The organism is Kribbella solani (genome assembly GCF_014205295.1).
Taxonomy (GTDB): domain Bacteria; phylum Actinomycetota; class Actinomycetes; order Propionibacteriales; family Kribbellaceae; genus Kribbella; species Kribbella solani.
Window position 1 is genome coordinate 6248992 of the sequence record NZ_JACHNF010000001.1, and the last position, 22972, is coordinate 6271963.

Sequence of the window (22972 nt, forward strand, 5' to 3'; positions counted from 1 at the left end):
CCCCTAGCCAACGAGAGACCTCGACTCGGGTACGGGCGTGAGCGGGGTGCCCTTGGTCAGATAGCTACGGAGGTTGTCGACCACCAGGTTGGCCATCGCGGTTCGGGTGGGCTGGGTAGCGGAGCCGACGTGGGGGAGCAGGACCGCGTTGGGCAGGGTCAGGAGGTCTGGGTGGACCTTCGGTTCGTGTTCGAAGACATCCAGGCCGGCGGAGAGGATCGTGTTGGTACGGAGCGCGTCGACCAGCGCCTGTTCGTCGACGACCGTGCCGCGGGCGACGTTGATGACGATGCCGTCCGGCCCGAGCGCTTTGAGGACCTCGGCGTCGACCAGATGGCGCGTACTGTCCCCGCCTGGGATGACGATCATCAGGATGTCCACGTCGGTGGCCAGCTCCAGCAACGACGGGTAGTACTCGTACTCGACCTCCTTCGGGCTGCGGTTGTGGTACGCGACCGAGACACCGAACGGTTTGACGCGGTCGGCGATCGCTTGGCCGATCCGGCCGAGGCCGAGGATGCCCATCCGGCGACCATGCAGGGTCGTGGGCGTCAGCGGGTACGGCGTACCGCCGGCCCACTTGCCGTCCCGCAGGTACCGCTCGGCGCGGGACAGCTCGCGAACCGTCATCAGCAGCAGACCCAGCGCCGTGTCCGCGACCTCGTCGTCCAGCACGCCAGGCGTGTTCGTCACCACCACGCCACGCTCGGCCGCCGCGGTCGCGTCGATCCGGTCGTACCCGACGCCGAAGCTGGCGACCAGCCGGACCGCGGGCAGCTGGTCCAAGTACGCCCCGTCGATCCGCGTGCCGCCGGCCGCGATCGCGACGATCTCGTCGCGACGGCGCGCGAGTACGCCATCGGGGTCGGGCTCCTCCCAGAGCCGGATCAGCTCGCAGTGACCGTCCAGCCCGGCGGCGACGGCGGCGTTCATCGGTCCTGGCATCAGCACGACTGGTAGTTCCATGCCTTCATCCTCGTCGACGCGCGCGGGCCGGACCAGGAACTCAACCGGAATTTCTCCGGCCCTGAACCGGAACTCCGCCTGTTCATCGCCGCTTTCCGTGGCGCCACTGTTGCCCGGGCGCCCGCGAGGACGACGATCGGAACAGGAGGTCACCATGATCATCGACTGTGCCTACTACCGGGACGGCCGCCGCCAGCACGTCGAGGCGATGTCGGTCGCGGATGCCGCCGCGAGCTGCCGCGCCGGCGGTTTCGTCTGGCTGGGGATGTACGAGCCGACCGCCGAGGAACTGACCCAGGTCCGGGAGAGTTTCGGGCTGCACGAGCTGGCGGTCGAGGACGCGCAGACGTTCCACCTGCGGCCGAAGGTCGAGCCGTACGCGGGCGACATCCGCCTGGTCATCCTGCGTACCGCGCGGTACGACGACGACCGCGAGGAAGTGGACTTCGGCGAGGTCAGCATCTTCGTCGGTCCGGCGTTCGTGATCACCGTCCGGCAAGGCGTGGCGAGCGATCTGCACGGCGCTCGGATCCGGCTGGAGCAGCGCTCCGAACTGCTGGAGTGCGGTACGAGCTCGGTGCTCTGGGCGATCCTCGACCAGGTCGTGGACGGGTACGGGCCGGTCGTCGCCGAGCTGGAGCGTGACATCGAGGAGGTGGAACGGACGGTCTTCGCCGGGTCGGTCGCGCCGACCGAGCGGATCTACTTCCTGCGCCGCGAGGTCACCGATTTCTACCGCGCGGTACATCCGCTGCTCGCCGTACTGGCGACGCTCGAACGCGATGCGCGTGACACCGCGCTCCTGCCGTACTTCCGCGACGTACACGATCACCTCGTCCTGGTGAACGAGGAGGTTGCCGCGCAGCGCGATCTGCTCGCCACGGTGCTCGAAGCGAACATGGCGGTGATCGGCGTCGAGCAGACCAAGGTCAGCGTCCGGCAGAACGCGACGATCGAGCAGCTCACCATCCTCGCCACGGTGTTCCTGCCGTTGACCTTCGTCACCGGGTTCTTCGGGCAGAACTTCGCCTGGCTGGTGGACCGCATCGGCGCCGAGTGGGACTTCTTCGTACTCGGCGTCGGCGGCCTGGTCGTGCCCTGCATCGCCCTCCTGATCTGGTTCCGCCGCCAACGCACCGCCCGGGCCCGGTAGCGGACACCTCATGTCCGCCACCGGCGTGATGCTGGCTTCATGACCATTTCCCTGCACGCGTACTTCGCCTACCGCGACGCCGTCACCGCACTGCGCTGGCTGGAGCGCGCTTTCGGTTTCGAGACGACGATGGAGGTGCCGGACGAGAACGGCGGCATCATGCACGCCGAGATGCGGTACGGCGAGCTTGCGTTCACGTGCTTCACGGACGATCGGCAGTACGAGCGGCCCGTACGCAAGGGGGACTCCGTCGGCCACGGGATGTACATCGCGCTGGATACCCAGGACGCGGTGCACGCGATGTACGCGCGGGCGACCGCGGCCGGTGCCGAGTCGGTGTGGGAACCCGAACTGTCCGAGTGGGGCAACTACCGCTGCCGGGTGGCGGACCCCGAAGGCTACGAGTGGACCTTCGGCACGCACCGCCCCGGTCTGCCGGCATCCTGGTAGGGGGTTAACCTCCGAGCTGGTCCGTTCACTATCCGCATGCGGCAGGTGAACGGACCAGCTCAGAGGTGAACGTCTCAAATGGGGCGGGGCGCGGTCGCCGCCGCGGGGAGGGTGGCGGCGGCGGGGGTGCCGCGGCGGGGAGGGTGGCGGCGGCGGGGGTGCCGCGGCGGGGAGGGTGGTCGTGGGGAGGGTGGCCGTGGGGTGTTAGCTGGTCCAGCCGCCGAGGTTGAGGTCGGTGACGGTGATCGGCTGGCCGGTGGTGAGGGACTGGTTGGCGGCGATGCCTACCGCGACCGCGCGGACGCCGTCGTGTACGTCGGCCGCGCGCGCCAGCGGGTCGTCGCCCGGGCCCTGGAACAGGTCGTTGTAGATCAGCCGATCACCGCCGCCGTGACCGCCTTCGCCGCGTGGGATCTCGACCTCGACCGCGGTGGCCCAGTGCTTCTGCAGGACCAGCCGTTCGCCGTCGGCCCGGATGTCACCGGCGATCACCCGGCCGGACGGGTAGCTCGGGTCGATCTGGTCGTCGACCACGGCAGCCCGTTCGACCACTTCCAGCTCGGCGCGGCCGAGGGTGCCGTTCACCGACACCCGGTAGCCCTCCCACGGCGAGTGCGCGTTCAGCGAGTAGCTCAACCGCGCGCCGTTCGCGTACTCGGCGATCACCGACATGTTGTCCTCGATCGTGATCCCCGGACCGAACACGTCCTGGTCGCGCAGGTACCCGTCGTACTGCTCGCTCTCGTAGTAGAGCTGCCGATTCACGTCGTCGTCGCGCAGATCGAGCAGCCACGGGTCGTTGGCCGAACCCTCGACCGTACCGCGCGCCGGGCGCTCGCCGAGCCCGCGTGCCGCCGCGTTGTCGGCGCCGTAGAAGGCCAGCCCACCGGATGCGAACACACGTCGCGGCGACGACGCGATCCACCAGTTGACCAGGTCGAAGTGGTGGGACGCCTTGTGGATCAGCAGGCCGCCGGAGTTCTTCTTCTCGCGATGCCAGCGGCGGAAGTAATCCGCGCCGTGCCGGGTGTCCAGCACCCACTGGAACTCGACGCTGGTCACCTGCCCGATCTCACCGTCCTGGATCAGCTGCCGGAGCGCGCTGTTCCGCGGTGAGTAGCGGTAGTTGAAGGTGACGACGACGGACTTGCCGGACTCGTTCATCGCGTCGACGATCCGGCGCGTGCCGTCCGCGTCGATCGTCAGCGGCTTCTCCACGATCACGTCGGCGCCCGCGCGCAGCAGCCGCGACACCACGTCGGCGTGGGTGTAGTCCGGGCTGGTCACCACGACGCGGTCGACGGACTGCTCCTTGACCATCCGCTCCAGGTCGTCCGCGCCGTACTCCGGCTGCGCGGGCAGGCCGAGGCTCGCGACGAACCGTTGGTGGTACGCGAGCCGGCCGGGGTTCGGGTCGAGCAGCGCGACGAGCCGTGCGTCCTCGGGGCGCTCCGAGATCGCGCGTATGTACGACTGGGCCCGCGATCCGGTTCCGGCGACTGCGTAACGTCTGGTCACGGCCGACTCCTTCTACTCGTGTAGATCGTCTGGATGAAGCACGCTAGCAACCGCTTTCCAGCCCGGTCAACCGTCGTACCATCGCTGCATGCCGAAGGAACCGGTCACCCGTAACGACGTGGCGGCGTACGCCGGGGTGAGTACCGCCGTGGTCAGCTATGTGGTGAACGAAGGGCCGCGGAAGGTCGCGCCGGCGACGCGGGACCGGGTACTGACCGCGATCCGCGTCCTCGGGTACCGGCCGAACGCGACCGCTCGTGCGCTCCGGATGGGTACGACGCGGACGTTCGGCCTGATCACGCCCGACGGCGGGAACCCGTTGTTCGCGGAACTCGCGAAGGCGATCGACAAGGAAGCCGCGGCGCGCGGGTACGTGGTGCTGCAGACGAGCGCGGACGGCGATCCCGAGACCGAACGGGCGAAGATCGCGGAGCTGCTCGTTCGGCAGGTGAGTGGGCTGGTGCTGGTCGCGCCCACCGCCGACCCGGATCTGAGCGCCGCCGAGGTGCCGGCGATCGCGATCAACCGGGTGCTCCCGAAGGTCAGCTCGATCCGCCCGGCGTACCGCGAAGGCGCCCGGCAAGGCGTGCGGCACCTGATAGAGCACGGCCACCGGAGGATCGCCCTGGTGATCGGAGACGCGAGCCCGAACCGAGCTGTCGTGGCAGAGCGGGACGTGGCGGCTGGGGAGGTCCTGCCGGTGCGCGGCGTTCAGGCGGGGCACCGCGCCGCGAGGGCTGAGCGGGAGCTGGGGTGGGAGGACGCTTTGCGGGCGGCAGGTTTGGCGCCGGGGCCGGTTGTTCGGGTGCCGTTTTCGCGGGCCGGTGGCCGGCTCGCCGGTGAAAAGTTGCTGGCGGCAACTGAGCGGCCGACGGCCGTCTTCGCCAGTTCGGATCTGCAGGCGATCGGGGTGCTGCGGGCGGTCCACGAGGCAGGTCTCCGGGTGCCGGAGGACCTCGCGGTGGTGGCGTTCGACGGTACGCCGGAAACCGAGTACAGCTGGCCGCCGCTGACGGTCGTACGCCAACCGCTGGAACTGCTCGCCCGCGAAGCCGTCGACCGGCTGATCGCGGGTGAGCAGACCGTCGAAGCGCTCACCCTGCCGACCGACCTGGTCGTACGGAGATCCTGCGGCTGCCCGAACTAGAGCGTCCCGATGTCCTCGAAGATCAGCGCGGTACGGGTCGCGAGTACCTCCGGGAGTGCCTGCAGCTTCTCCAGTACGACGCGGCGAAGCCCTTCGTTGTCGGCCGCGCGGACCAGCAGAATCGCGTCGAAGTCGCCGCCGACCAGCGCCATGTGCTTGATCTCCGGAATCGCCTGCAGTTGCTTCCGGAGCGTCCGCCACGAGCTCTGCCGGAGACTCAGCGTGACGTACGCGGAGGTTGCCAGCCCGAGTTTCAACGGGTCGACCGTGACGGTGAACCCGGTGATCACGCCGGTGCTGGTGAGCCGTTCGACCCGGGCGTACGCGTTCGCGCGGGAGATGTGCACCTGATCGGCGAGCGCCCGGATCGACAGCCGTCCGTCCCGCCCGAGTGCCTCGATGATCTGCCGGTCGACCTCGTCCAGCGCCGGCGCCACGACAATCTGTCCAGGACCGGCCCGGTGCACCATCACCTCTTCGGACATTCTGCGCAACCCTTCGCCGGATGTCTGGACCAAACGTCTCCCAATTCTTCCAGGTCTGGAACAACTTGGCCAGGAAGGGCGACGATGTGGCTACCGTCCGTCTCCTGCGCAGGAGTGCCTCATGACTACCGTCGAAGAGCGTTTGCTCCCTTCCGCGGACCCCGTCTGTCTGATCGATCAGCACGGTGTGCCGCACCATCACCCGTCGTACGAGCTGCCCACCAAGGACGCTCTCCTCGACGGTTACGCACGGTTGGTCAAGGGCCGCCGGTTCAACGACCAGGCCAGTGCCCTCGTACGCCAAGGCCGGCTCGCCGTGTACCCGTCGTCGCACGGCCAGGAGGCCTGCCAGCTCGCGGCCACGATGGTCCTGCGGGAAGGCGATTGGCTGTTCCCGACGTACCGCGATTCGGTGTCGATCGTGAGCCGTGGCGTCGACCCGATCGAGACCCTGACGCTGCTTCGCGGCGACTGGCACTCGGGCTACGACCCGTACCAGCACAATGTCGCGCCGCAGTCCACGCCGCTCGCCACCCAGCTGCCGCACGCGGTCGGTGTCGCGCACGCGGCCCGGCTGAAGGGCGAGGACACCGTGGTGATGGCGCTGGTCGGCGACGGCGGCACGAGCGAGGGCGACTTCCACGAAGCCCTGAACTTCGCGGCCGTGTTCCACGCGCCGGTGGTGTTCTTCATCCAGAACAACGAGTACGCGATCTCGGTCCCGCTGTCCAAGCAGAGCGCCGCGCCATCCCTTGCCCACAAGGGGATCGGGTACGGCGTACCGGGTGAACGTGCCGATGGCAACGATCTGGCCGGGCTGCTCGCCGTACTCGGTCGCGCGGTGGCGAAGGCTCGCGCGGGCGAAGGTCCGCAGCTGATCGAGGCGCACACCTACCGGGTCCAGGCGCACACGAACGCCGACGACGCGACCCGCTACCGCAAGGACGCCGAGGTCGCGCCGTGGCTCGACCGCGACCCGATCCAGCGACTGACGACCTACCTGGAGCAGCAGGGCTGGCTGGACGACGGCGTGAAGGAGCGCGCCGAGGCGGGCGCGGTCGAGGTCGCCGCCGAACTGCGCGCCGGGCTGATGCCGGAGCCGGAGGTGGACCCGGCGGAGCTGTTCACCCACCTGTACGCCACGGAGACCCAGCAACTGCGCGAACAGGCCGCGCTCCTGCGCGACGAGCTGACCCGAGAAGAGGCCTGAAGCCATGACGCATACGAAGATCTCCATGGCTCAAGCGCTCAACCAGGCGCTCCGCGACGCGATGGCGGCCGACGAACGGGTGGTGATGTTCGGTGAGGACGTCGGCGCGCTCGGCGGCGTCTTCCGGATCACCGACGGGCTGACCGCCGAGTTCGGCGAGTACCGGTGCTTCGACACCCCGTTGGCCGAGGCCGGCATCGTCGGGATGGCGGTCGGGATGGCGATGAACGGGATGCGCCCGGTGGTCGAGATGCAGTTCGACGCGTTCGGGTACCCGGCGTTCGAGCAGGTCGTCTCGCATGTCGCCAAGATGCGCAACCGTACCCGCGGCAAGGTTTCGCTGCCGATGGTGCTGCGGATTCCGTACGGCGGCGGCATCGGCGGCGTCGAGCACCACAGCGACTCGTCGGAGAGCTACTACGCGCATACCCCGGGTCTGACCGTGGTCACGCCGGCGACGGTCGCGGACGCGTACGCGTTGTTGCGCGAGGCAATCGAATACCCGGACCCGGTGGTGTTCATGGAGCCGAAGAAGCTTTACTGGGCGAAAGAAGAGGTCGATCTGACCGAAGCACAGCCAGGGATCGGCACCGCCGTCGTACGCCGGGAAGGCGCCGACGCGACGCTGATCGCGTACGGTCCCGCGGTACCGGTCGCGCTGGAAGCGGCCGAGGTCGCGGCGGCCGAGGGGCGGCAGCTGACCGTGGTGGATGTGCGGTCGGTGGTTCCGTTCGACGACGAGACGGTGTGCGCGGCCGTACGCCGGACGGGGCGCGCGGTCGTGGTCGCGGAGGCGACCGGGTTCGCGAGCGTGTCGTCGGAGATCGTCGCGCGGGTGACCGAGAAGTGCTTCCACTCGCTCGCCGCGCCGGTACGCCGGGTGACCGCGTTCGACATTCCGTTCCCGCCGCCGAAGCTGGAGAAGTACCAGCTGCCCAGCGTGGATCGGATCCTGGACGCGGTCGACGATCTGCAGTGGGAGGACTCGTGAACACCTTTCTGCTGCCGGACCTCGGCGAGGGACTGACCGAGGCGGAGGTCGTGCGCTGGCTGGTGAAGGTCGGCGACGTGATCGGGGTCGACACACCGGTCGCGGAGGTGGAGACCGCGAAGTCGATCGTCGAACTGCCGTCGCCGTACGCGGGGGTGATCGAAGCACTGCATGGCGAGCCGGGGACCACGGTTCTGGTGGGGAAGCCGTTGATCACGGTCGCGGACGCCGCCGGGGCCGGGGCGGGTGCTGCGGCCGGGGCCGCGTACCGGGAAGAGGAGCGGGCCGGGTCGGGGAATGTGCTGGTGGGGTACGGGACCGCGGAGAGCGGGACCGTCGGGCGCCGGCGGAGGCGGCGCGGGGTGGAACCGCCGGTTTCCGGAACAAAACTGGCGCATGGTGACGGAAATGTTCCGGAAAGCCGGCCCGAGCGTAGTGCTGGCCGGTCGGTGCCGTTGGTGATTTCGCCGTTGGTACGGCGGCTGGCGCGCGACGCGGGGGTCGAACTACGCGAGGTGATCGGGTCCGGGCCGGACGGGTTGATCGTGCGCCGCGATGTCGAGCGCGCGATCGCGGCCCGTACGCCGACCGAGCCGAGCCCGCTGCCCGCGCCGAGCACGCTGCCCGAGGGGAGCATGCTTCCCGCGCGAGCGTCGGCGGGGTGGGGCGCGGCGTCCGTTGTAGGTTCGCGGGTCGGGTTGGGGGAGTTGCGGCGTACGCCGATGAGCGGATTCCGGAAGGCTGTTGTCGCGACGCTGACGCGGAGTCGTACGGAGATCCCCGAAGCCACCACCTGGGTGGACGTGGACGCTACCGCGCTGATCGAGTTGCGGGAATCGTTGCGGACGGCAACTGACCCGGGGCCGGGGTTGCTGGCGCTGATGGCCCGGTTCGTGGTGGTCGGGCTGGTGAAGCACCCGGAGCTCAACGGGTACGTGGATGTCGAGCGGGAGGAACTTGTCCAGTACGCCGGGGTGAACCTCGGGCTGGCGGCGCAGACCGATCGGGGTCTGGTCGTGCCGGCGGTGCCGAACGCGCACACGCTGACCGCGCGGGGGCTGGACGGGGAGATCCGGCGGTTGACCGCGGCGGCGCGAGACGGGCGGCTGACGCAGCAGGAGCTGACTTCCGGGACGTTCACGCTGAACAACTACGGAAGCTTCGGTGTTGATGGGAGCGCGGCGATCATCAACCATCCCCAGGTCGCGATCCTCGGCGTCGGCCGGATCATCGACCGGCCGTGGGTGGTCGACGGTCAGCTCGCGGTCCGCAAACTCACCCAACTCTCCCTCGTCTTCGACCACCGAGTCTGCGACGGCGGCACCGCCGCCGCCTTCCTCCGCTTCATCGCCGACACCTTCGAAAACCCATCCACCGCCCTCGCCGACCTGTAGCCGCTCGGTGCTTGCCCCCTCAACTGCAGCGTTGCCTGTTGGAATTCCGAGGGGGCAACCCTGCACTCAAGGGGCTACCCCTCAAACACAGGGTTCGGCCCGGGGCGCCGGGTTGGCGGGCGGAGAAGGCGTGGCGGTGCCGGAGTGCGGCGGTGGGGAGTGTGGGTTGGGTGGTTAGGAGAGTTGGCGGGGGCGGAGGGCGGTGAGGATTGCTCGGAGGCCGGTGGTGAAGCGGGACTGGGGGCCGGCTTGGCTTTGGGGGTTCAGGTAGGCGGTCAGGTGGGTGGGGTCGACGCCGATTCGGTCGGCTGATTGTTGGGCCCAGGTGGATTCGGGCAGGCCGCTGCGGCGGACCACCGCGCGCCAGGCCGCGTCGGTGACTGCTGATCCGATCAGGTAGTGGAAGATCGCGGACATCGCCGCGTCGAGGTGGGTGCCCTTGAACCGGGCCTCGGTCAGGATCTGCTGTACGGACTCGGTGAGCGCCTGGTAGTTCGGTCCGAGTCCCGCATGCGTCGGCAGCAACTGCGCGGCCCAAGGATGCTCCGACAACGCCCAGTACGCCGCGTGCACCACCTCACTCACTCTGTCCCGCCAATCCCCCCGCCTCGGGACGGCGTTCCCCCTCGCCACCTGCCCCGCAGCTCTACGTCCTGGTGCGGCGCCCTTCGGGGTCAGCTGTTCGGTTGCCAGTTGTGCGGGGGGCTCCTGGTTGAGGGTGAGGGGGTTGTCGAGCGCGAGGATCTCGTCTACTACGAGTTCGAGGAGGTCGTCCTTGGTGGCTATTCGCCAGTAGAGGGCGGAGGTTGCAGCCGTGCCCAGCTCGGCCGCCATTGTTCGCATGGAGAACCTGTCCAGGCCGTCGCGGTCGAGTAGATGGATCGCGGTCGTGACGATTTCGGCTCGGGTCAGCGGTGCCCGGGTCGGCTCGGGCTCGTCGCGCAGCCACACCGAGCCCAGCACTGTTGATCGATCCGCAGCACGCACTAAAACAGTGTGTCAGATCGGAGCACACTGTTTTACCAACCAAAGTCACCCCGGGCTGAACCGAGGACCGACGACTCATATCCCGGCCCGGGAAAAGCTGAATGGCATGAACAAATCGACCATCAGCCGCGCCCGGTTCCTCGGCCTCGCCGCCGCCACCGGAGCCGCCGCGACCGGCATCGCCGCCACCACAACCGCGTCCGCCTCCACCACAGGCTCAGCAACCACAACCGCGTCGGCAACCACCTCCGCGTCCGCGTCAGGAAGCACGTCCGCGTCAGCAAGCACGTCCGCGTCAGGAACCACATCTGCGTCAGCGGCCGCTTCCGCGACCGTCCTGGGAGGGCTTGAGTTGAAGGGCGTCGCGTACGACACCGGTGGTGGTGATGAGGACAGTCGGGCGTACTGGCGTGCGAGGGTGGTGCGGAATGAGATTCACGCCATCCGGGATCGGCTGCATGCGAGCTGGGTGAGTCTCTACGGCAGCGACGTACGACGCCTGATCGGGACCGCGAAGGTGGTGCTCGATGCGGGGATGACGGTGTCGATCCAGCCGCGGTCGTTCGACGAACCGCAGGTGGCGGCGCTCGAGAAGCTTCGCAAGGTGGCGGTCAAGGCGGAACGACTCCGGCGGCGGTACGACAACGAGGTGATCCTGGTGATCGGCTGTGAGTTCATGCTGTTCACGCCGGACATCGCGATGGGCGCGACGTTCGCCGAGCGGGTCGCGTACCTGAGCCGTCCGGACCTGGATCGGGTCGCCCTGCAGCGCCGGTTCCAGGCCTTCTGCGCGAAGATGGTGAAGGTTGCCCGCGACAACTTCGACGGGCGGATCACGTACGGCGCCGCGAGTGATCTCGAACAAGTCGACTGGTCGCGCTTCGACATCGTCGGCCTGGACTACTACTCGTACCACGCGAACCGCGCCGGTCACACCAAGGAACTCGCACGGTTCCGGCAATGGAACAAGCCGATCCTGATCCTGGAGTTCGGCTGCTGCACGTTCACCGGGGCGGCGAAGGTCGGTGGGATGGGGTGGGACATCGTCGACTACAGCGGCGACGTTCCGGTCATCCCACCGCAGTACGTGCGCGACGAGCAGGAGCAGGCGGACCACCTGGCGAACATGCTGGGTGTGTTCGCGGCCGAGGGCTTTCTGGGCGCTTCGCCGTACACGTTCATCTCGCCGGACGCGCCGCACCGGCCGCACGATCGCCCGCACGACGAGGACATCGCGGCGTACAGCCTGTGCAAGGTGTACCGATCCGATGACACCAATCCGGCCTCCCGATACCACTGGCGCCCGAAGAAGTCGTTTCACGCGGTCTCCCGCATCTACGGCGCCTGCTAGTGCCCCGCGCGCTGTTGCCCGATCACTATGATGGTGTGCAGGTATTCAGTGGAGGTGCCGTGGGAGTGCCGGATGATGCCGCGGCGGCGCGGGCGCAGGGGTGGCGGACCCTGGCGGCCTTGCATGCCCGGATCGAGGACGAGCTGGAGCGCGCGCTGCAGAAGCAGCATGGGTTGTCAGTGAGTGAGTACAGCGTGCTGGACGTGCTGGCCCGGCAGGACGACTACCACCTGCGGATGAACCAGCTGTCGAACGCGGTGGTGCTCAGCCAGTCAGCCACTACCCGGCTGGTGAACCGGTTGGAGGACCGCATGCTGCTCCAGCGGTACCTGTGCCCGGACGACCGCCGTGGCATCTACACGGAGGTCACGCTGGCCGGCCGGAACTTGCTCGAACAGGCACAGCCGACCCACGACGCCGTACTGACGTCCGCGCTGGACCAGGCGTCCGCGCTGCCTGAGCTGTCCCCTTTGGTGAAGGCCCTCGGGACGCTCCCGCTGATGGTGTGACATGGCCCGGTACAACAACCGCAAGGTGTACTTCTGGCTGATGGGGAGTTGTCTGACCCTGATCGGGCTGGCCTGGTTCGTGGTGCGGCTGTTCTCGATCCCGGCCGCGATCGGGATGAGCGCGGTCGCCGCCGTGCTGCCACCGGTCGCGGTGATCATGGCGAACTGGGGTCAGGACAAGCGCTGACCCCGGATCAGGTCCGCGCTGTGGTCGCGCGGAACAGGACGTCGATGAACGCCGCCGCGAGCGGGTCCGGCTCGCCGCGCGTGTACGCCATCAGGGTGCGGCGTACGGGCGGCAGCGGATGCAGGATGTGGCCGTCGAAGTCCTTCGGGAGGATGTTGTCCGGGACGAGCGCGGGCCCCAGTCCGGCGGCCGCGAGCGCGGGTGCCGCGGCGGTCTGCTCGGTACGGACGGCGATCCGTGGTTCGAAACCGGCCTGTGTACAGGCCTGATCGAGGACATCGGCGAGCCCGTGATTCGGCGCGTAATGGACCCAGGCGCGGTCGGCCAGCTCGTGCAGTTCGATCGTGTCTCCCGATCCGGCCGGATCGTTGGCGGCGACAACGACCACCAGTTCCTCGGTGCCGAGTACATGGGTGCGGCCGGTCCAGTTCGCCGGTTCGGGGCCGACGGCGAGATCGGCCTGGCCGGCGTACATCGCGTCGACGAGTTCATCGGTGTGGCGGTGCTCTAACAGGCGGATGCCGACATTCGGGTGGGTCTGCCGCCATCGGCGCAGCGCCGCGGGCAGTACGCCGAGGGTGATCGAGTACAGGGTCGCGATCTGTAGCTCGCCGGCCTCGAGCCCGGCGGCTTGGCGCGCGGCGCAGCGGGCGCGTTCCGCGTCGGCCAGCGTGGCGCGGGCGTGCGGAAGCATCGCCCGGCCGGCCGGGGTGAGGCGAACGGCGCGGGGGAGCCGTTCGAGCAGCGGTCCACCGGCGGATCGCTCCAGGGCGCGGATCTGGTGCGAGAGCGCCGGCTGCGTGACGTGCAGGAGCTCGGCGGCCTTCGTGAACGAACCCTGGTCGACCACCGCGACCAGGTACTCGAGCTGCCTCAAGGTTGCCATGAGCTGAGTTTATGGCTTCAATGAAAAGTAAGCCTTGGATTTATCTGCGCAGATCAGCAAGGCTGTTCGGCATGGAGAACGTTGCGCTGGTGGTCGGAGCCCGCGGGGTGATCGGGACGAATCTGGTCGAGCATCTGGCGTCGCTGCCGGACTGGAAGGTGATCGGTTTGTCGCGGCGCGGCGGCACCGACGTACCCGGCCGGGTGCGGCACGTTGCCGTCGATCTGCTCGATCCGGACGACACCCGTACGCGGCTGTCCGGGCTGACCGACGTGACGCATGTCTTCTACGTCGCGTACCAGGATCGGCCGAGCTGGGCCGAGTTGGTGGCGCCGAACCTGGCGATGCTGGTCAACGTCGTCGATGCGATCGAACCGGTCGCGCGAGGGTTGCGGCATGTCAGCCTGATGCAGGGCTACAAGGTGTACGGCGCGCATCTCGGACCGTTCAAGACGCCGGCCCGGGAAGACGATCCGCCGCATCTGCCGCCTGAGTTCAACGTCGATCAGCAGCGGTTCCTGGCGGAGCGGCAGCAGGGCAAGGCGTGGACGTGGTCGGCGTTGCGGCCGTCGGTGGTCGGCGGGTCCGCGCTCGGCAACCCGATGAATCTCGCGGTCGCGATCGCCGTGTACGCGTCGATGTCGAAGGAGCTGGGGGTGCCGCTCCGGTTCCCGGGCAAGCCGGGCGCGTACGACGCGCTGCTCGAGCTGACCGATGCCGGTTTGTTGGCGAAGGCAACGGTGTGGGCGGCGACCACCCCGGCCGCGGCGAACGAGGCGTTCAACATCACCAACGGCGATCTGTTCCGGTGGAGCGAGTTGTGGCCGAAGCTGGCGGCCTGGTTTGGGCTGGAGGTCGCGCTGCCGCTGAAAATGTCGCTGCAGGACGTGATGGCCGACAAGGAGCAGGTCTGGAAACAGATGCAGGCGACGCACGGGCTGGCCGCGACCTCGTACGCCGAGGTGTCGTCCTGGCCGTTCGCGGACTTCGTCTTCGGCTGGGACTACGACTTCTTCGCCGACTCGTCCAAGTCCCGCCGGGCCGGCTTCCACGAGTACGTCGGCACCGAGCAGATGTTCTACCGCATCTTCGAAGATCTCCGCAGGCGGCGGATCATCCCCTGACCAGCGATATGGCATGCTCCCTGGCGTGGCGATGGGTGCGGGAAGAGTGCTCGGTACGAACTTGCGGGCGCGGCGGGACGAGCAGGGGATCTCGCTGTCCGAGCTGGCTCGGCGGTCCGGGATCGCGAAGGGGACGCTGTCGCAGCTGGAGTCCGGCGCGGGGAACCCGACGATCGAAACAGTGTTCAGTTTGTCGAACGCTCTCGGCGTACCGGTGTCGGCGCTGCTGGCCGAGTCGTCGGCCGCCGGCGTGGTCCTGGTCCGGTCCGCCGAGGTCGACGTACTGTCCGGTGACGCGATCGACCTGCGGATGCTCCGGCGGCTCGAACACCCGGGCGGGCTGTTCGAGATCTACAACCAGGAGATCCGGCCGGACGCGGTCCAGCACTCCGACGGCCACCCGGGTACCGAGCACCACATCGTGCTGACCGGACGCCTGCGGATCACCGCGCACGGCAAGACCGAAGAGCTCGGACCGGGGGATTACCTGGCGTTCCGGGCCGCGGGGCCGCACGGGTACGAGGCGGTCGGCGGGCCGGTGCGATCGGTGCTGCTGCTGGAGTACCCACCGGACGTGTACCCGGCCGCCGCGGGCGGACCGCACCTCGGCTGATTCCCCCCTCCGCTCCCCAAACCGGTTTGGGGAGCGGCGCCTACCCGGATCGGGCGGTTGTGCTCCCCAAACCGGTTTGGGGCGGGGGTGGCGAGGGTGGTTCGGGTCGGCATTGACCGGTCCTCGGGACGGCGCGTACTCTCAAGATCGTTCATTTTAGCGAACGCATCGCGAGGGAGAACCGTCATGCGCCGGTCCGCGACACCCGACGTGGTCGTGGTCGGCGCGGGCATGATCGGCGCGGCCTGCGCCGAGGCGCTGTCGGCGGCCGGCGTGCGGGTGCTGGTGATCGACCGCGACGGGCCGGCCGGCGGGACGACCGCGGCCGGTGAGGGCAACGTGCTGGTCTCCGACAAGGCGCCCGGACCGGAGCTCCAGCTCGCGGTTGCGTCGCGCGCGGAGTGGGACGTGGTGCGTGACCGCCTGCCCGAGCCGGTCGCGGACATCGAGTGGGAGTCCAAGGGCGGCGTCGTCGTGGCGACCGGCGACCCCGAGCCGCTGACTGCGTTCGCCGCCGAACAACGCACCGCCGGGGTGGTGGCGCGCGTGATCACACCGGCCGAGGCGTTCGAGCTGGAGCCGCTGCTGACCCCGCGCGTCACGGTCGGCGTGCACTACCCGGACGACGCGCAGGTACAGCCGGTGCTGGCGGCCACGGCGCTGCTCGCGGCAGTGCGTGCGCGCGGCGGCGAAGTGCGGTCGGGCGTGACCGCGTTGGGCATCCGGCAGTCCGGGGGTCGCGTCGTCGGCGTTGACACGTCCGCAGGCGATATCGCGTGCGGCGCCGTACTCAACGCGTGCGGGCCGTGGGCCGGCGCGTTCGGCGCGGCCGCCGGTACGCCGATCGAGGTGCTGCCGCGGCGCGGGATGATCCTGGTGACGGCGCCACTGCCGGAATGCGTACGGCACAAGGTGTATGACGCGGACTACGTCGGCGCGGTCGGGAGCGGCGACGCTGATCTGCAGACGTCGACCGTGGTCGAGTCGACGCGCGGCGGGACGGTGCTGATCGGGTCGAGCCGGGAGCGGATCGGCTTCGACGACACGATCCGGGTCCGGGTGCTGCGCGAGCTGGCGCGGAAGGCGATCGGGCTGTTCCCGTTCCTCGGCGATGTTCCGGTGCTGCGCGCGTACGGTGGCTTCCGACCGTATGCGCCGGATCATCTGCCGGTGATCGGGGACGACCCACGGGTGGCGGGTCTGTGGCACGCGACCGGTCACGAAGGCGCGGGCATCGGGCTCGCGCCGGCGACCGGGCGGTTGATCACCGAACAGTTCCTCGGGCTGGCGCCGCATGTCGATCCGGCGCCGTTCCGGGTCGACCGAGCGGCGGTGATCGCGGTATGAGTTCGTATCTGCGTCCGCGATCGGGCGATCCGGCCGAGGTCGGTACGCCGGAAGCGGTCGAGGTCACGGTTGACGGACAGGGTGTTGCCGCGTACGCGGGGCAGACGGTCGCGGCTGTTCTTTTGTCGAACGGTCGGGATACGTGGCGTACGACCCGCGTCCGTGACAAGCCGCGCGGGGTGTTCTGTGGAATCGGTGCTTGTCACGACTGCCTGATCACGGTGAACGGTCTCCCGGACGTGCGCGCTTGCCAACGCACGATCGCGCCCGGCGACATCATCACCACCCAACGAGGTGCTGAACTACCCGGAGTCGCGTCGGTTCGGCCGTCGCCCGCGTCCGGGGAGGGCGTTCAGGTGGGGCCTGGAGCCGCGGAGGTACGTAGGGCGGGTGTTGTTGTGGTCGGCGCCGGACCGGCTGGAGTGTCTGCCGCGCTGGCTGCGGCGGAGGCTGGGGTTGAGGTGTTGCTGGTGGACAACGGGCGGTCGATTGGTGGGCAGTACCATCGGCAGCTGCCTGTTGAGCTCGCTGCTCGGCGGCCGGAGCGGATTCAGCACGATTGGAAGAGGTTTGCGAGTCAGCGGGATCGGATCGCTGCGCACCCTCGGATCACCTACCTGCCGGAGACGTCTGTCTGGGCGATCGAAGGGCGTCGGCTCTGGGCTCAGCGAGGTCCCGCGGATGCGTCCGGGCGGCAGCCGTTCTCGATCGATGCGACTGCTGTCGTGCTGGCGACCGGTGCTTATGATCGCGTGCTTCCCTTTCCTGGTTGGGATTTGCCGGGGGTGTACACGGCCGGGGCCGCGCAGGCGCTCGCGAAAGGGCACCGGGTGGCGGTTGGCCGGCGGGTGGTTGTCGCTGGCACCGGGCCTTTTCTGCTTCCGGTGGCGGAGTCGTTGATCGGCGTTGGCGCGCGGGTGGTGTCGTTGCTTGAGGCAAATTTGTTGAGCACCGTGCGCAGAGGCTGGGCGAGCGATCCATTGGTTGCTGCTGGCAAGTTGCGTGAGGTTGCTGGGTATGGTGCGTTGCTGGCTCGGCATCGGGTTCCGTTGCGGCATGGGTGGACGGTGATTGCCGCGCACGGCACAGCTCGGGTTGAGGCGGTCACTGTTGCTCGGCTGGACGTCAACTGGAAGGTGGTTTCCGGAAGTGAACGCGAGGTGGAAGTCGATGCCGTCTGCGTTGGCTTCGGCTTTACTGCAAACCTGGAGTTGGCGGTCGCCGCGCACTGCAAGCTGACCACTGGACCCGACGGCGGTCCTGCAGTTGCCGTAGACGGCGACCAGCAGACCAGTACACCCGGGATCTTTGCTGCCGGTGAGCTGACCGGAATCGGTGGCGCGGACCTGTCCGCCGCCGAAGGAGAACTGGCCGGCCTAGCCGCCGCCCACCACACCCAGCAACCCACCACCCAGCAACCCACCACCCAGCAACCCACCACCCAACAACACCACCCAGCCACCACCCACCAACACCACCCCACCGCGGAAGGGGCAGATGTTACTGCGGGGCAGGCGGGACCGGCGCGTGCTCAGCCGGCGCGGTTGGTTGGGCGGGGGTGGCGGTTTGCCAGGGCGTTGGGGCGGGCGTATCCGGTTCGGGACGGGTGGATGGGTTGGAGTGACGCGGGGACGGTGGTTTGCCGGTGTGAGGAAGTGCTGCGGGGGGAACTGGACGACGCGGCGGCGGCGCGTGGGCTGGCGGATGGGCGGGCTTTGAAGTTGAGCAGCCGGGCGGGGCTGGGGATGTGTCAGGGGCGGGTGTGTTCGCGCAACGTCGCCGCTCTGGTCGCCCGGCCCGGGGAAGTGCCGAATCCAAGTATGAAACGACCGATCGCGGTGCCGGTGCGGTTGCGTGATCTCGCCGCCGCCGAGACCGGGTCCGAGCCGGAGACGCCGGAGACGCCGGAGACGCCGGAGATGCGCGAGATGCGCGAGACGCGGGAGATGCGGGAGATGCGCGAGACGCGGGAGATGCCGAAGACACCGGAGACGCGGGGGATCCCGACATCCCCGGAGACGATGGAGGAACAGTGAGCGAGAAGTTGGACGGCGTGATCGTTGCGACCGCGTTGCCGTACGCCGAGGATGTGGCCGCGCCGGCGGGGCTGCGGCCGGACCTGGACAAGTACGCCGAGCACTGCCGCTGGGTGGTCGAGAACGGCTGCCGCGGCGTCGGGCCGAACGGTTCCCTGGGCGAGTACTCGTCACTCACCGACGACGAGCGCCGTGCCGTCGCCCGGACCGCGATCGAGGCGGTCGGTGACGACGGGATCGTGGTCGTCGGCGTGCACGGCGTCGGTTCGCACCAGGCCCGGTCCTGGGCGGAGAAAGCAGCGGAGGACGGCGCCGACGGCGTACTCTGCCTGCCGCCGACCATGTACCGGGCCAACCGCGGCGAAGTGATCAGCCACTTCACCGAGGTCGCGAAGGCCGGTTTGCCGGTGATGGTCTACAACAACCCGCTGGACACCAAGGTCGACCTGACCCCGGACGTACTCGCCGACCTCGCCCAGATCGAGAACGTGGTCGCGGTGAAGGAGTTCTCCGGTGACGTCCGCCGGATCCTCGAGATCCGCGAGCAGGCGCCGGACCTGGCCGTGATCGCCGGCGCCGACGACCTCACGCTCGAGGCGCTGCTGATGGGCGCGACCGGCTGGTTCGCGGGCTTCCCGAACGTGTTCCCGAAGGAATCGGTGCGGTTGTTCGAGCTCGCCACGCAGGGCAAGCTGGAGGAGGCTCGCGCGTTGTACGAACCGCTGGTCGCCGCCTTCCGCTGGGATTCGCGGACCGAGTTCGTGCAGGCGATCAAGTACGGGATGGACTACGTCGGCCGGTTCGGCGGACCCTGCCGGCCGCCGCGCGGGCCCCTCGTACCCGAGCACGTCGCGCAGCTGGAGCAGGACATGAAGAAGGCAGTGGAGTCACTGCGATGAGATCCGTCCGGACCATCACCGCCATCGACTCGCACACCGAGGGGATGCCGACCCGCGTCGTCACCGGCGGGGTCGGGGTGGTCCCGGGTACGACGATGGCCGAGCGCCGCGAGTACTTCGTCGAGCACCTGGACGACCTGCGGCGGTTCCTGGTGAACGAACCGCGCGGTCACGCCGCGATGAGCGGCGCGATCCTGCAGCCGCCGACCCGCCCGGACGCGGACTGGGGCGTGCTGTACGTCGAGGTGTCCGGCTGCCTGCCGATGTGCGGTCACGGCACGATCGGGGTCGCGACGGTGCTGGTCGAGTCGGGCATGGTGGAGGTCACCGAACCGGCCACGTTGGTCCGGCTGGACACCCCGGCCGGGCTGGTCGTGGTGGATGTTGCCGTGAGCAACGGCCGGGCCGAGCGCGTGACGTTGCGGAACGTCCCGTCGTACAGTCACGCGCTGGACGCGTCGGTGGACGTGCCGGGGTTCGGCAAGGTCGGTTACGACCTGGCGTACGGCGGGAACTTCTACGCGATCCTGCCGCTCGAACAACTCGGCCTACCGTTCGACCGGGCCGAGAAGGACCGGATTCTGCACGCCGGGCTGGCGATCATGGACGCGATCAACGCGACCGATCGGCCGGTGCATCCGCTCGACGCCGGGATCAACGGGTGCAAACACGTGCAGTTCACCGCGCCGGGCCGGGACGGGGCGGACTCGCGGAACGCGATGGCGATTCATCCCGGCTGGTTCGACCGGTCGCCGTGCGGCACCGGTACGTCGGCGCGGATGGCGCAGTTGTACGCGCGCGGTGAACTTTCGCTGCACGCCGACTTCGTGAACGAGTCGTTCATCGGGACCCGTTTCACTGGGCGGTTGATCGAGGAAACCACGGTCGGCCCGTACGCGGCGGTCGTCCCCACCGTCACGGGCCGGGCCTGGATCACCGGCACCGCCAACTACCTGCTGGACCCCGACGACCCGTTCCCCACCGGCTTCGTGCTGTAACAAGCCGGAGTTCGGCCGGCCGCCGCGCGGAGGCGATCCGCGCGGCGATCGATCGGAGCAGAGATCAGCCGCGGCCACCGAGGTCGGTGGACTTCGTTTCTCTGCCGGTCGCGGGCTTCTGGCTGGTGTTGCCGTTCTGTTCGGTGGCTGCCGGGGCGGTGCCGGGGGCGGCTTGGGCGCCGAGTCCTCGATCGATCGTGCGGGTCAGTTCCTGGTCCTTGACGACCTGCCTGATCGCCTGGATGCCGGCCTCGGCGGTTTCACGGCCGAGGCGGGTGCCGTAAGTTCCAGGCCCGTCGGCCGGCGGGTTACCCGTACGGCTGTCATCGAGCCGCTTGGCCATCGCGTCGTGGGCCCGGACGAGCATTTGGGTCCTTTCCGGCCGCGAGTAGTGATCCGCGGACAAGCCGGAAGACTCGGCCCCGGAAATCGTCTCCGCGAGCCGGTCGAGTGCGCCTGACTCGCCAAAGGCCACGTAGAACCGCACTTGCGGCAACGAGTCGTCGTCCTCGAGCCGCAGGTCGTCCGCACCCTGGTGGTACTCCTCGACGAGTCGCTCGGCGACACCGTTGAAGAGATCCGCCTCCGGGCCATCGGGCCTCGGCTTCACCAGTCCCGCATAGGACGCGGCTGCCGCACTTGACGTCAATCTCGCGGCCGCGCTCACCTGCATCGCCGCATCGGCCCACGGCAGCCTGGTGCCGTTCTCCTCGTAGGCGCGGAGCTGGTTGGCGACGGTCGCCGCCTCGAGTGTCAACCGGGCCCACTCGGCGTTGCTGGGATCGATGCGATCGGCGGAAGAGGAGTCGAACGACATGACCATGGGCTTGTCCTCGAAAGTCGGCGTCAGGGGATCACAAATCTCTCATGACGCCGAGCGCTCCGAGGGGGTTTCCGGGTTTCGGTTCGACCGCGGTTCGACGGAGACGGGCAGGCCGAGCGGCGACTGTACCGGCAGGGTCAGCCGCGGCCGCCGTGGTCGGTGGATCTCGTTTGTTTGGCGGTGGTCGAGGGCGTGCTGCCGTTGCGCTCGGCCGGAGCCGGGGTGTTGCCGTTACGTTCGGCTGCTGCCGGGGTGTTGCCGGCTACAGCCGCGGCGGTGCCGGGGGCGGCTTGGGCGCCCAGGCCGACCTCGGCGAGGCGGGCCATCCGCTCCTCCTGGAAGACCTGCTTGATCGCGCCGATGCCGGCCTCGGCGGTATCCCGGCCGAGCCGGGCGCCGTACGTTCCCGGACCGTCGGCCGGCCCGCTGCCGGCCCGGCTGTCCGCGAGCCGCTGCACCATCGCGTCCCGAACCACGCCGACCATGGCCGGATCGGGGCGCGAATGAACGCGCATGATGTCCTCGGCCTTGACGATCGCCACCGCTATCCAGGTCAGTGACTGGTCGGCGTAGCTCTGGGTCACATCCGAGCGCACGTTCGTGAGCGCGTCGTGGGTGTCGATCCAGTTCCCCCGGTTGTCGTCGGTGTTGTACTCCGCGGCCAGCCGCTCCGCGAGTCCGTTGAAGACATCCGCCTCCGGCGCGGCCCGCGTCGACGCGCTCGCGTACATCACCGCGGCCGACCAGGTTCCGTCCCGGCCGGTCGCCTCGTAGTTCAGGAGTTCGACCTCGGCCCCGAGCTTGTCGAGGTGTTTGCGGAACCACACGTCGCTGCTGGGGTCGCGATAGGTGGTGACCGGACCGTCAGGGGATGGTCGGCTGTACGAATATGACACGGGCTCGCCCTTCGGACTTGGCGTCAATCGGGTTCAAGGTGCCATGGGACGAGGTTCATCCGGCCCGGATCAAACGCGTTGCCGTGAAGGCGAGTGTTTTCTACCGATGTAGTTTGCCTCTGAGAGCAGCGTTGTCGCTGCTCTCACGCTTGCCGCGCAGATCAGCCGCGGCCGCCGAGGCCGGTGGACTTTGTCTGACTGTGGGTGGCGGGATTCTGGCTGGTGTTTCCGTTCTGTTCGGTTGTTGCTGGGGCGGTGCCGGGGGCGGCCTGGGCGCCGATGCTCAGATTCAGGGTGCGGGTCAGGCCGGCGTCTTGTTTGGCCTTGTTGACTGCCTGGATGCCGGCCTGGGCGGTTTCGCGGCCGAGGCGTTCGCCGTACGTTCCCGGGCCGTCCGCCGGTGGGTTGCCGGTGCGGCTGTCGTCGAGTCGCTGAGCCATCGCGTCGCGTACCGCGCCGATCTTGATCGGGTCAGGCCGCTGGTAGGTCCCGGGCGCACCGTGGTCCGCGGACTCGACGATAGCCGTGGCGAGCTTCTGGAGTGACTCGTCGACCTGGCTCCGGTTCACGTAGGCGCGCTGGTTCGGCAGCGACTCGTGGCTGTCGATCCAGTGCACTATGTTCTGCTCGGTGTTGTACTCCGCGGCCAGCCGCTCGGCGAGTCCGTTGAAGAGGTCTGCCTCCCGTCCACGGGGGTTCGCCGCCGCGCTGGCGTTCACCGCCGCGTCCGCCCACGACACCTCCCGCCCGGTTGCCTCGTAGCCGCGGAGCTGGGCGGCGGCTGCCCCCGCCTCGATCGCCAGGCGGGACCGCACGTCGGCATTGAGATCAGGGCTGGGAGCAGATGGCTGGCTGTACGAGAATGACACGGGCTCGTCCTTCGGAGTCGGCGGCAACTGCAGTCACAACATCGCATGCTTTCGGTTCACCGAAGCCCCTGTGACGGTGTTGTTCGAGAGCTGAAGTGCTCTCTCTGTCTATGAAGTTTGGATTGCCGGCCGT

General features: G+C 68.8%; 24 protein-coding genes. 15 read left to right on the forward strand and 9 right to left on the reverse strand.

From position 1 onward, the window contains the following. Nucleotides 1-3: 3 nt before the first annotated feature. Entirely contained in the window at nt 4-966 is a 963-nt protein-coding gene (locus tag HDA44_RS28885) for a 2-hydroxyacid dehydrogenase (protein WP_184839728.1), read from the reverse strand. A 154-nt stretch (nt 967-1120) separates the two neighbouring features. On the opposite strand from HDA44_RS28885, the gene HDA44_RS28890 reads away from it, so the two are divergent. Beyond that, nucleotides 1121-2119 carry a magnesium and cobalt transport protein CorA gene (locus HDA44_RS28890; RefSeq protein ID WP_184839730.1) on the forward strand — a complete coding sequence of 333 codons (999 nt, stop codon included), beginning with the start codon at nt 1121-1123 and terminating at the stop codon, nt 2117-2119. Nucleotides 2120-2158: 39 nt separating this feature from the next. Beyond that, nucleotides 2159-2569 carry a VOC family protein gene (locus tag HDA44_RS28895; RefSeq protein WP_184839732.1) on the forward strand — a complete coding sequence of 137 codons (411 nt, stop codon included), beginning with the start codon at nt 2159-2161 and terminating at the stop codon, nt 2567-2569. A 204-nt stretch (nt 2570-2773) separates the two neighbouring features. On the opposite strand, the gene HDA44_RS28900 is transcribed toward HDA44_RS28895, so the two are convergent. Continuing rightward, nucleotides 2774-4087 (reverse strand): Gfo/Idh/MocA family oxidoreductase, encoded by a 1314-nt coding sequence (locus HDA44_RS28900; protein ID WP_184839734.1) that lies wholly within the window; start codon nt 4085-4087, stop codon nt 2774-2776. Nucleotides 4088-4175: 88 nt separating this feature from the next. Between HDA44_RS28900 and HDA44_RS28905 the strand changes: the two genes are divergently transcribed. After that, nucleotides 4176-5234 carry a LacI family DNA-binding transcriptional regulator gene (locus tag HDA44_RS28905; protein ID WP_184839736.1) on the forward strand — a complete coding sequence of 353 codons (1059 nt, stop codon included), beginning with the start codon at nt 4176-4178 and terminating at the stop codon, nt 5232-5234. Here HDA44_RS28905 and HDA44_RS28910 read toward each other — a convergent pair. Continuing rightward, the gene (locus HDA44_RS28910) at nt 5231-5719 is read right to left on the reverse strand and encodes an Lrp/AsnC family transcriptional regulator (RefSeq protein WP_184839738.1); all 489 of its coding nucleotides are present in this window, start codon (nt 5717-5719) and stop codon (nt 5231-5233) included. The two genes, HDA44_RS28905 and HDA44_RS28910, sit on opposite strands and share 4 nt — an antisense overlap. Before the next feature lie 121 nt (nt 5720-5840). Here HDA44_RS28910 and HDA44_RS28915 point away from each other — a divergent pair, with 121 nt between their 5' ends. The 3 genes from HDA44_RS28915 to HDA44_RS28925 are packed head-to-tail and all read left to right on the forward strand — an operon-like array spanning nt 5841 to nt 9314. After that, the gene (locus HDA44_RS28915; protein ID WP_184839740.1) at nt 5841-6929 is read left to right on the forward strand and encodes a thiamine pyrophosphate-dependent enzyme; all 1089 of its coding nucleotides are present in this window, start codon (nt 5841-5843) and stop codon (nt 6927-6929) included. A 4-nt stretch (nt 6930-6933) separates the two neighbouring features. Next, the gene (locus tag HDA44_RS28920; RefSeq protein WP_184839742.1) at nt 6934-7920 is read left to right on the forward strand and encodes an alpha-ketoacid dehydrogenase subunit beta; all 987 of its coding nucleotides are present in this window, start codon (nt 6934-6936) and stop codon (nt 7918-7920) included. After that, the gene (locus HDA44_RS28925) at nt 7917-9314 is read left to right on the forward strand and encodes a 2-oxo acid dehydrogenase subunit E2 (protein WP_184839744.1); all 1398 of its coding nucleotides are present in this window, start codon (nt 7917-7919) and stop codon (nt 9312-9314) included. The genes HDA44_RS28920 and HDA44_RS28925 overlap by 4 nt, the downstream gene beginning before the upstream one ends. A 174-nt stretch (nt 9315-9488) precedes the next feature. On the opposite strand, the gene HDA44_RS28930 is transcribed toward HDA44_RS28925, so the two are convergent. Together HDA44_RS28930 and HDA44_RS28935 are read right to left on the reverse strand one after the other, a co-directional pair. After that, entirely contained in the window at nt 9489-10301 is an 813-nt protein-coding gene (locus tag HDA44_RS28930) for a TetR/AcrR family transcriptional regulator C-terminal domain-containing protein (RefSeq protein WP_184839746.1), read from the reverse strand. A gap of 75 nt (nt 10302-10376) precedes the next feature. Continuing rightward, nucleotides 10377-10676 carry a hypothetical protein gene (locus HDA44_RS28935; protein ID WP_184839748.1) on the reverse strand — a complete coding sequence of 100 codons (300 nt, stop codon included), beginning with the start codon at nt 10674-10676 and terminating at the stop codon, nt 10377-10379. A gap of 46 nt (nt 10677-10722) precedes the next feature. Here HDA44_RS28935 and HDA44_RS28940 point away from each other — a divergent pair, with 46 nt between their 5' ends. The 3 genes from HDA44_RS28940 to HDA44_RS28950 are packed head-to-tail and all read left to right on the forward strand — an operon-like array spanning nt 10723 to nt 12348. Then, nucleotides 10723-11652, forward strand: coding sequence for an abortive phage infection protein (locus tag HDA44_RS28940; RefSeq protein WP_184839750.1), 930 nt, complete (start codon nt 10723-10725; stop codon nt 11650-11652). A gap of 59 nt (nt 11653-11711) precedes the next feature. Then, entirely contained in the window at nt 11712-12161 is a 450-nt protein-coding gene (locus HDA44_RS28945) for a MarR family transcriptional regulator (RefSeq protein WP_184839752.1), read from the forward strand. Nucleotide 12162: 1 nt separating this feature from the next. After that, nucleotides 12163-12348 (forward strand): DUF3099 domain-containing protein, encoded by a 186-nt coding sequence (locus HDA44_RS28950; RefSeq protein WP_184839754.1) that lies wholly within the window; start codon nt 12163-12165, stop codon nt 12346-12348. Between the two features lie 7 nt (nt 12349-12355). On the opposite strand, the gene HDA44_RS28955 is transcribed toward HDA44_RS28950, so the two are convergent. Then, nucleotides 12356-13234, reverse strand: coding sequence for a LysR family transcriptional regulator (locus HDA44_RS28955; RefSeq protein WP_184839756.1), 879 nt, complete (start codon nt 13232-13234; stop codon nt 12356-12358). Nucleotides 13235-13305: 71 nt separating this feature from the next. On the opposite strand from HDA44_RS28955, the gene HDA44_RS28960 reads away from it, so the two are divergent. The 6 genes from HDA44_RS28960 to HDA44_RS28985 all read left to right on the forward strand — a co-directional run bounded on the left by HDA44_RS28960 (nt 13306) and on the right by HDA44_RS28985 (nt 20251). Next, nucleotides 13306-14358: an SDR family oxidoreductase gene (locus tag HDA44_RS28960; protein ID WP_184839758.1), complete on the forward strand. Its 1053-nt coding sequence runs from the start codon at nt 13306-13308 to the stop codon at nt 14356-14358. A gap of 31 nt (nt 14359-14389) precedes the next feature. Next, nucleotides 14390-14971: a helix-turn-helix domain-containing protein gene (locus HDA44_RS28965; RefSeq protein WP_238352577.1), complete on the forward strand. Its 582-nt coding sequence runs from the start codon at nt 14390-14392 to the stop codon at nt 14969-14971. Nucleotides 14972-15157: 186 nt separating this feature from the next. Next, a complete protein-coding gene (locus HDA44_RS28970; RefSeq protein WP_184839762.1) occupies nt 15158-16318 on the forward strand; it encodes an NAD(P)/FAD-dependent oxidoreductase in 1161 nt (386 codons plus the stop codon). Then, nucleotides 16315-18354, forward strand: a complete 2040-nt coding sequence (locus HDA44_RS28975; RefSeq protein ID WP_184839765.1) for an FAD-dependent oxidoreductase — start codon at nt 16315-16317, stop codon at nt 18352-18354. The genes HDA44_RS28970 and HDA44_RS28975 overlap by 4 nt, the downstream gene beginning before the upstream one ends. After that, nucleotides 18351-19253, forward strand: a complete 903-nt coding sequence (locus HDA44_RS28980; protein WP_184839767.1) for a dihydrodipicolinate synthase family protein — start codon at nt 18351-18353, stop codon at nt 19251-19253. Before HDA44_RS28975 ends, HDA44_RS28980 begins: the two co-directional genes overlap by 4 nt. Next, a complete protein-coding gene (locus tag HDA44_RS28985) occupies nt 19250-20251 on the forward strand; it encodes a proline racemase family protein (protein WP_184839769.1) in 1002 nt (333 codons plus the stop codon). Before HDA44_RS28980 ends, HDA44_RS28985 begins: the two co-directional genes overlap by 4 nt. A gap of 64 nt (nt 20252-20315) precedes the next feature. Here HDA44_RS28985 and HDA44_RS28990 read toward each other — a convergent pair whose 3' ends face one another. The 3 genes from HDA44_RS28990 to HDA44_RS29000 form a co-directional block, all read right to left on the reverse strand. After that, the gene (locus HDA44_RS28990) at nt 20316-21074 is read right to left on the reverse strand and encodes a hypothetical protein (protein ID WP_184839771.1); all 759 of its coding nucleotides are present in this window, start codon (nt 21072-21074) and stop codon (nt 20316-20318) included. Nucleotides 21075-21211: 137 nt separating this feature from the next. Beyond that, nucleotides 21212-21970, reverse strand: coding sequence for a hypothetical protein (locus HDA44_RS28995; protein ID WP_184839773.1), 759 nt, complete (start codon nt 21968-21970; stop codon nt 21212-21214). A gap of 161 nt (nt 21971-22131) precedes the next feature. Further along, nucleotides 22132-22785, reverse strand: a complete 654-nt coding sequence (locus HDA44_RS29000) for a hypothetical protein (protein ID WP_184839775.1) — start codon at nt 22783-22785, stop codon at nt 22132-22134. Between the last annotated feature and the right edge of the window lie 187 nt (nt 22786-22972).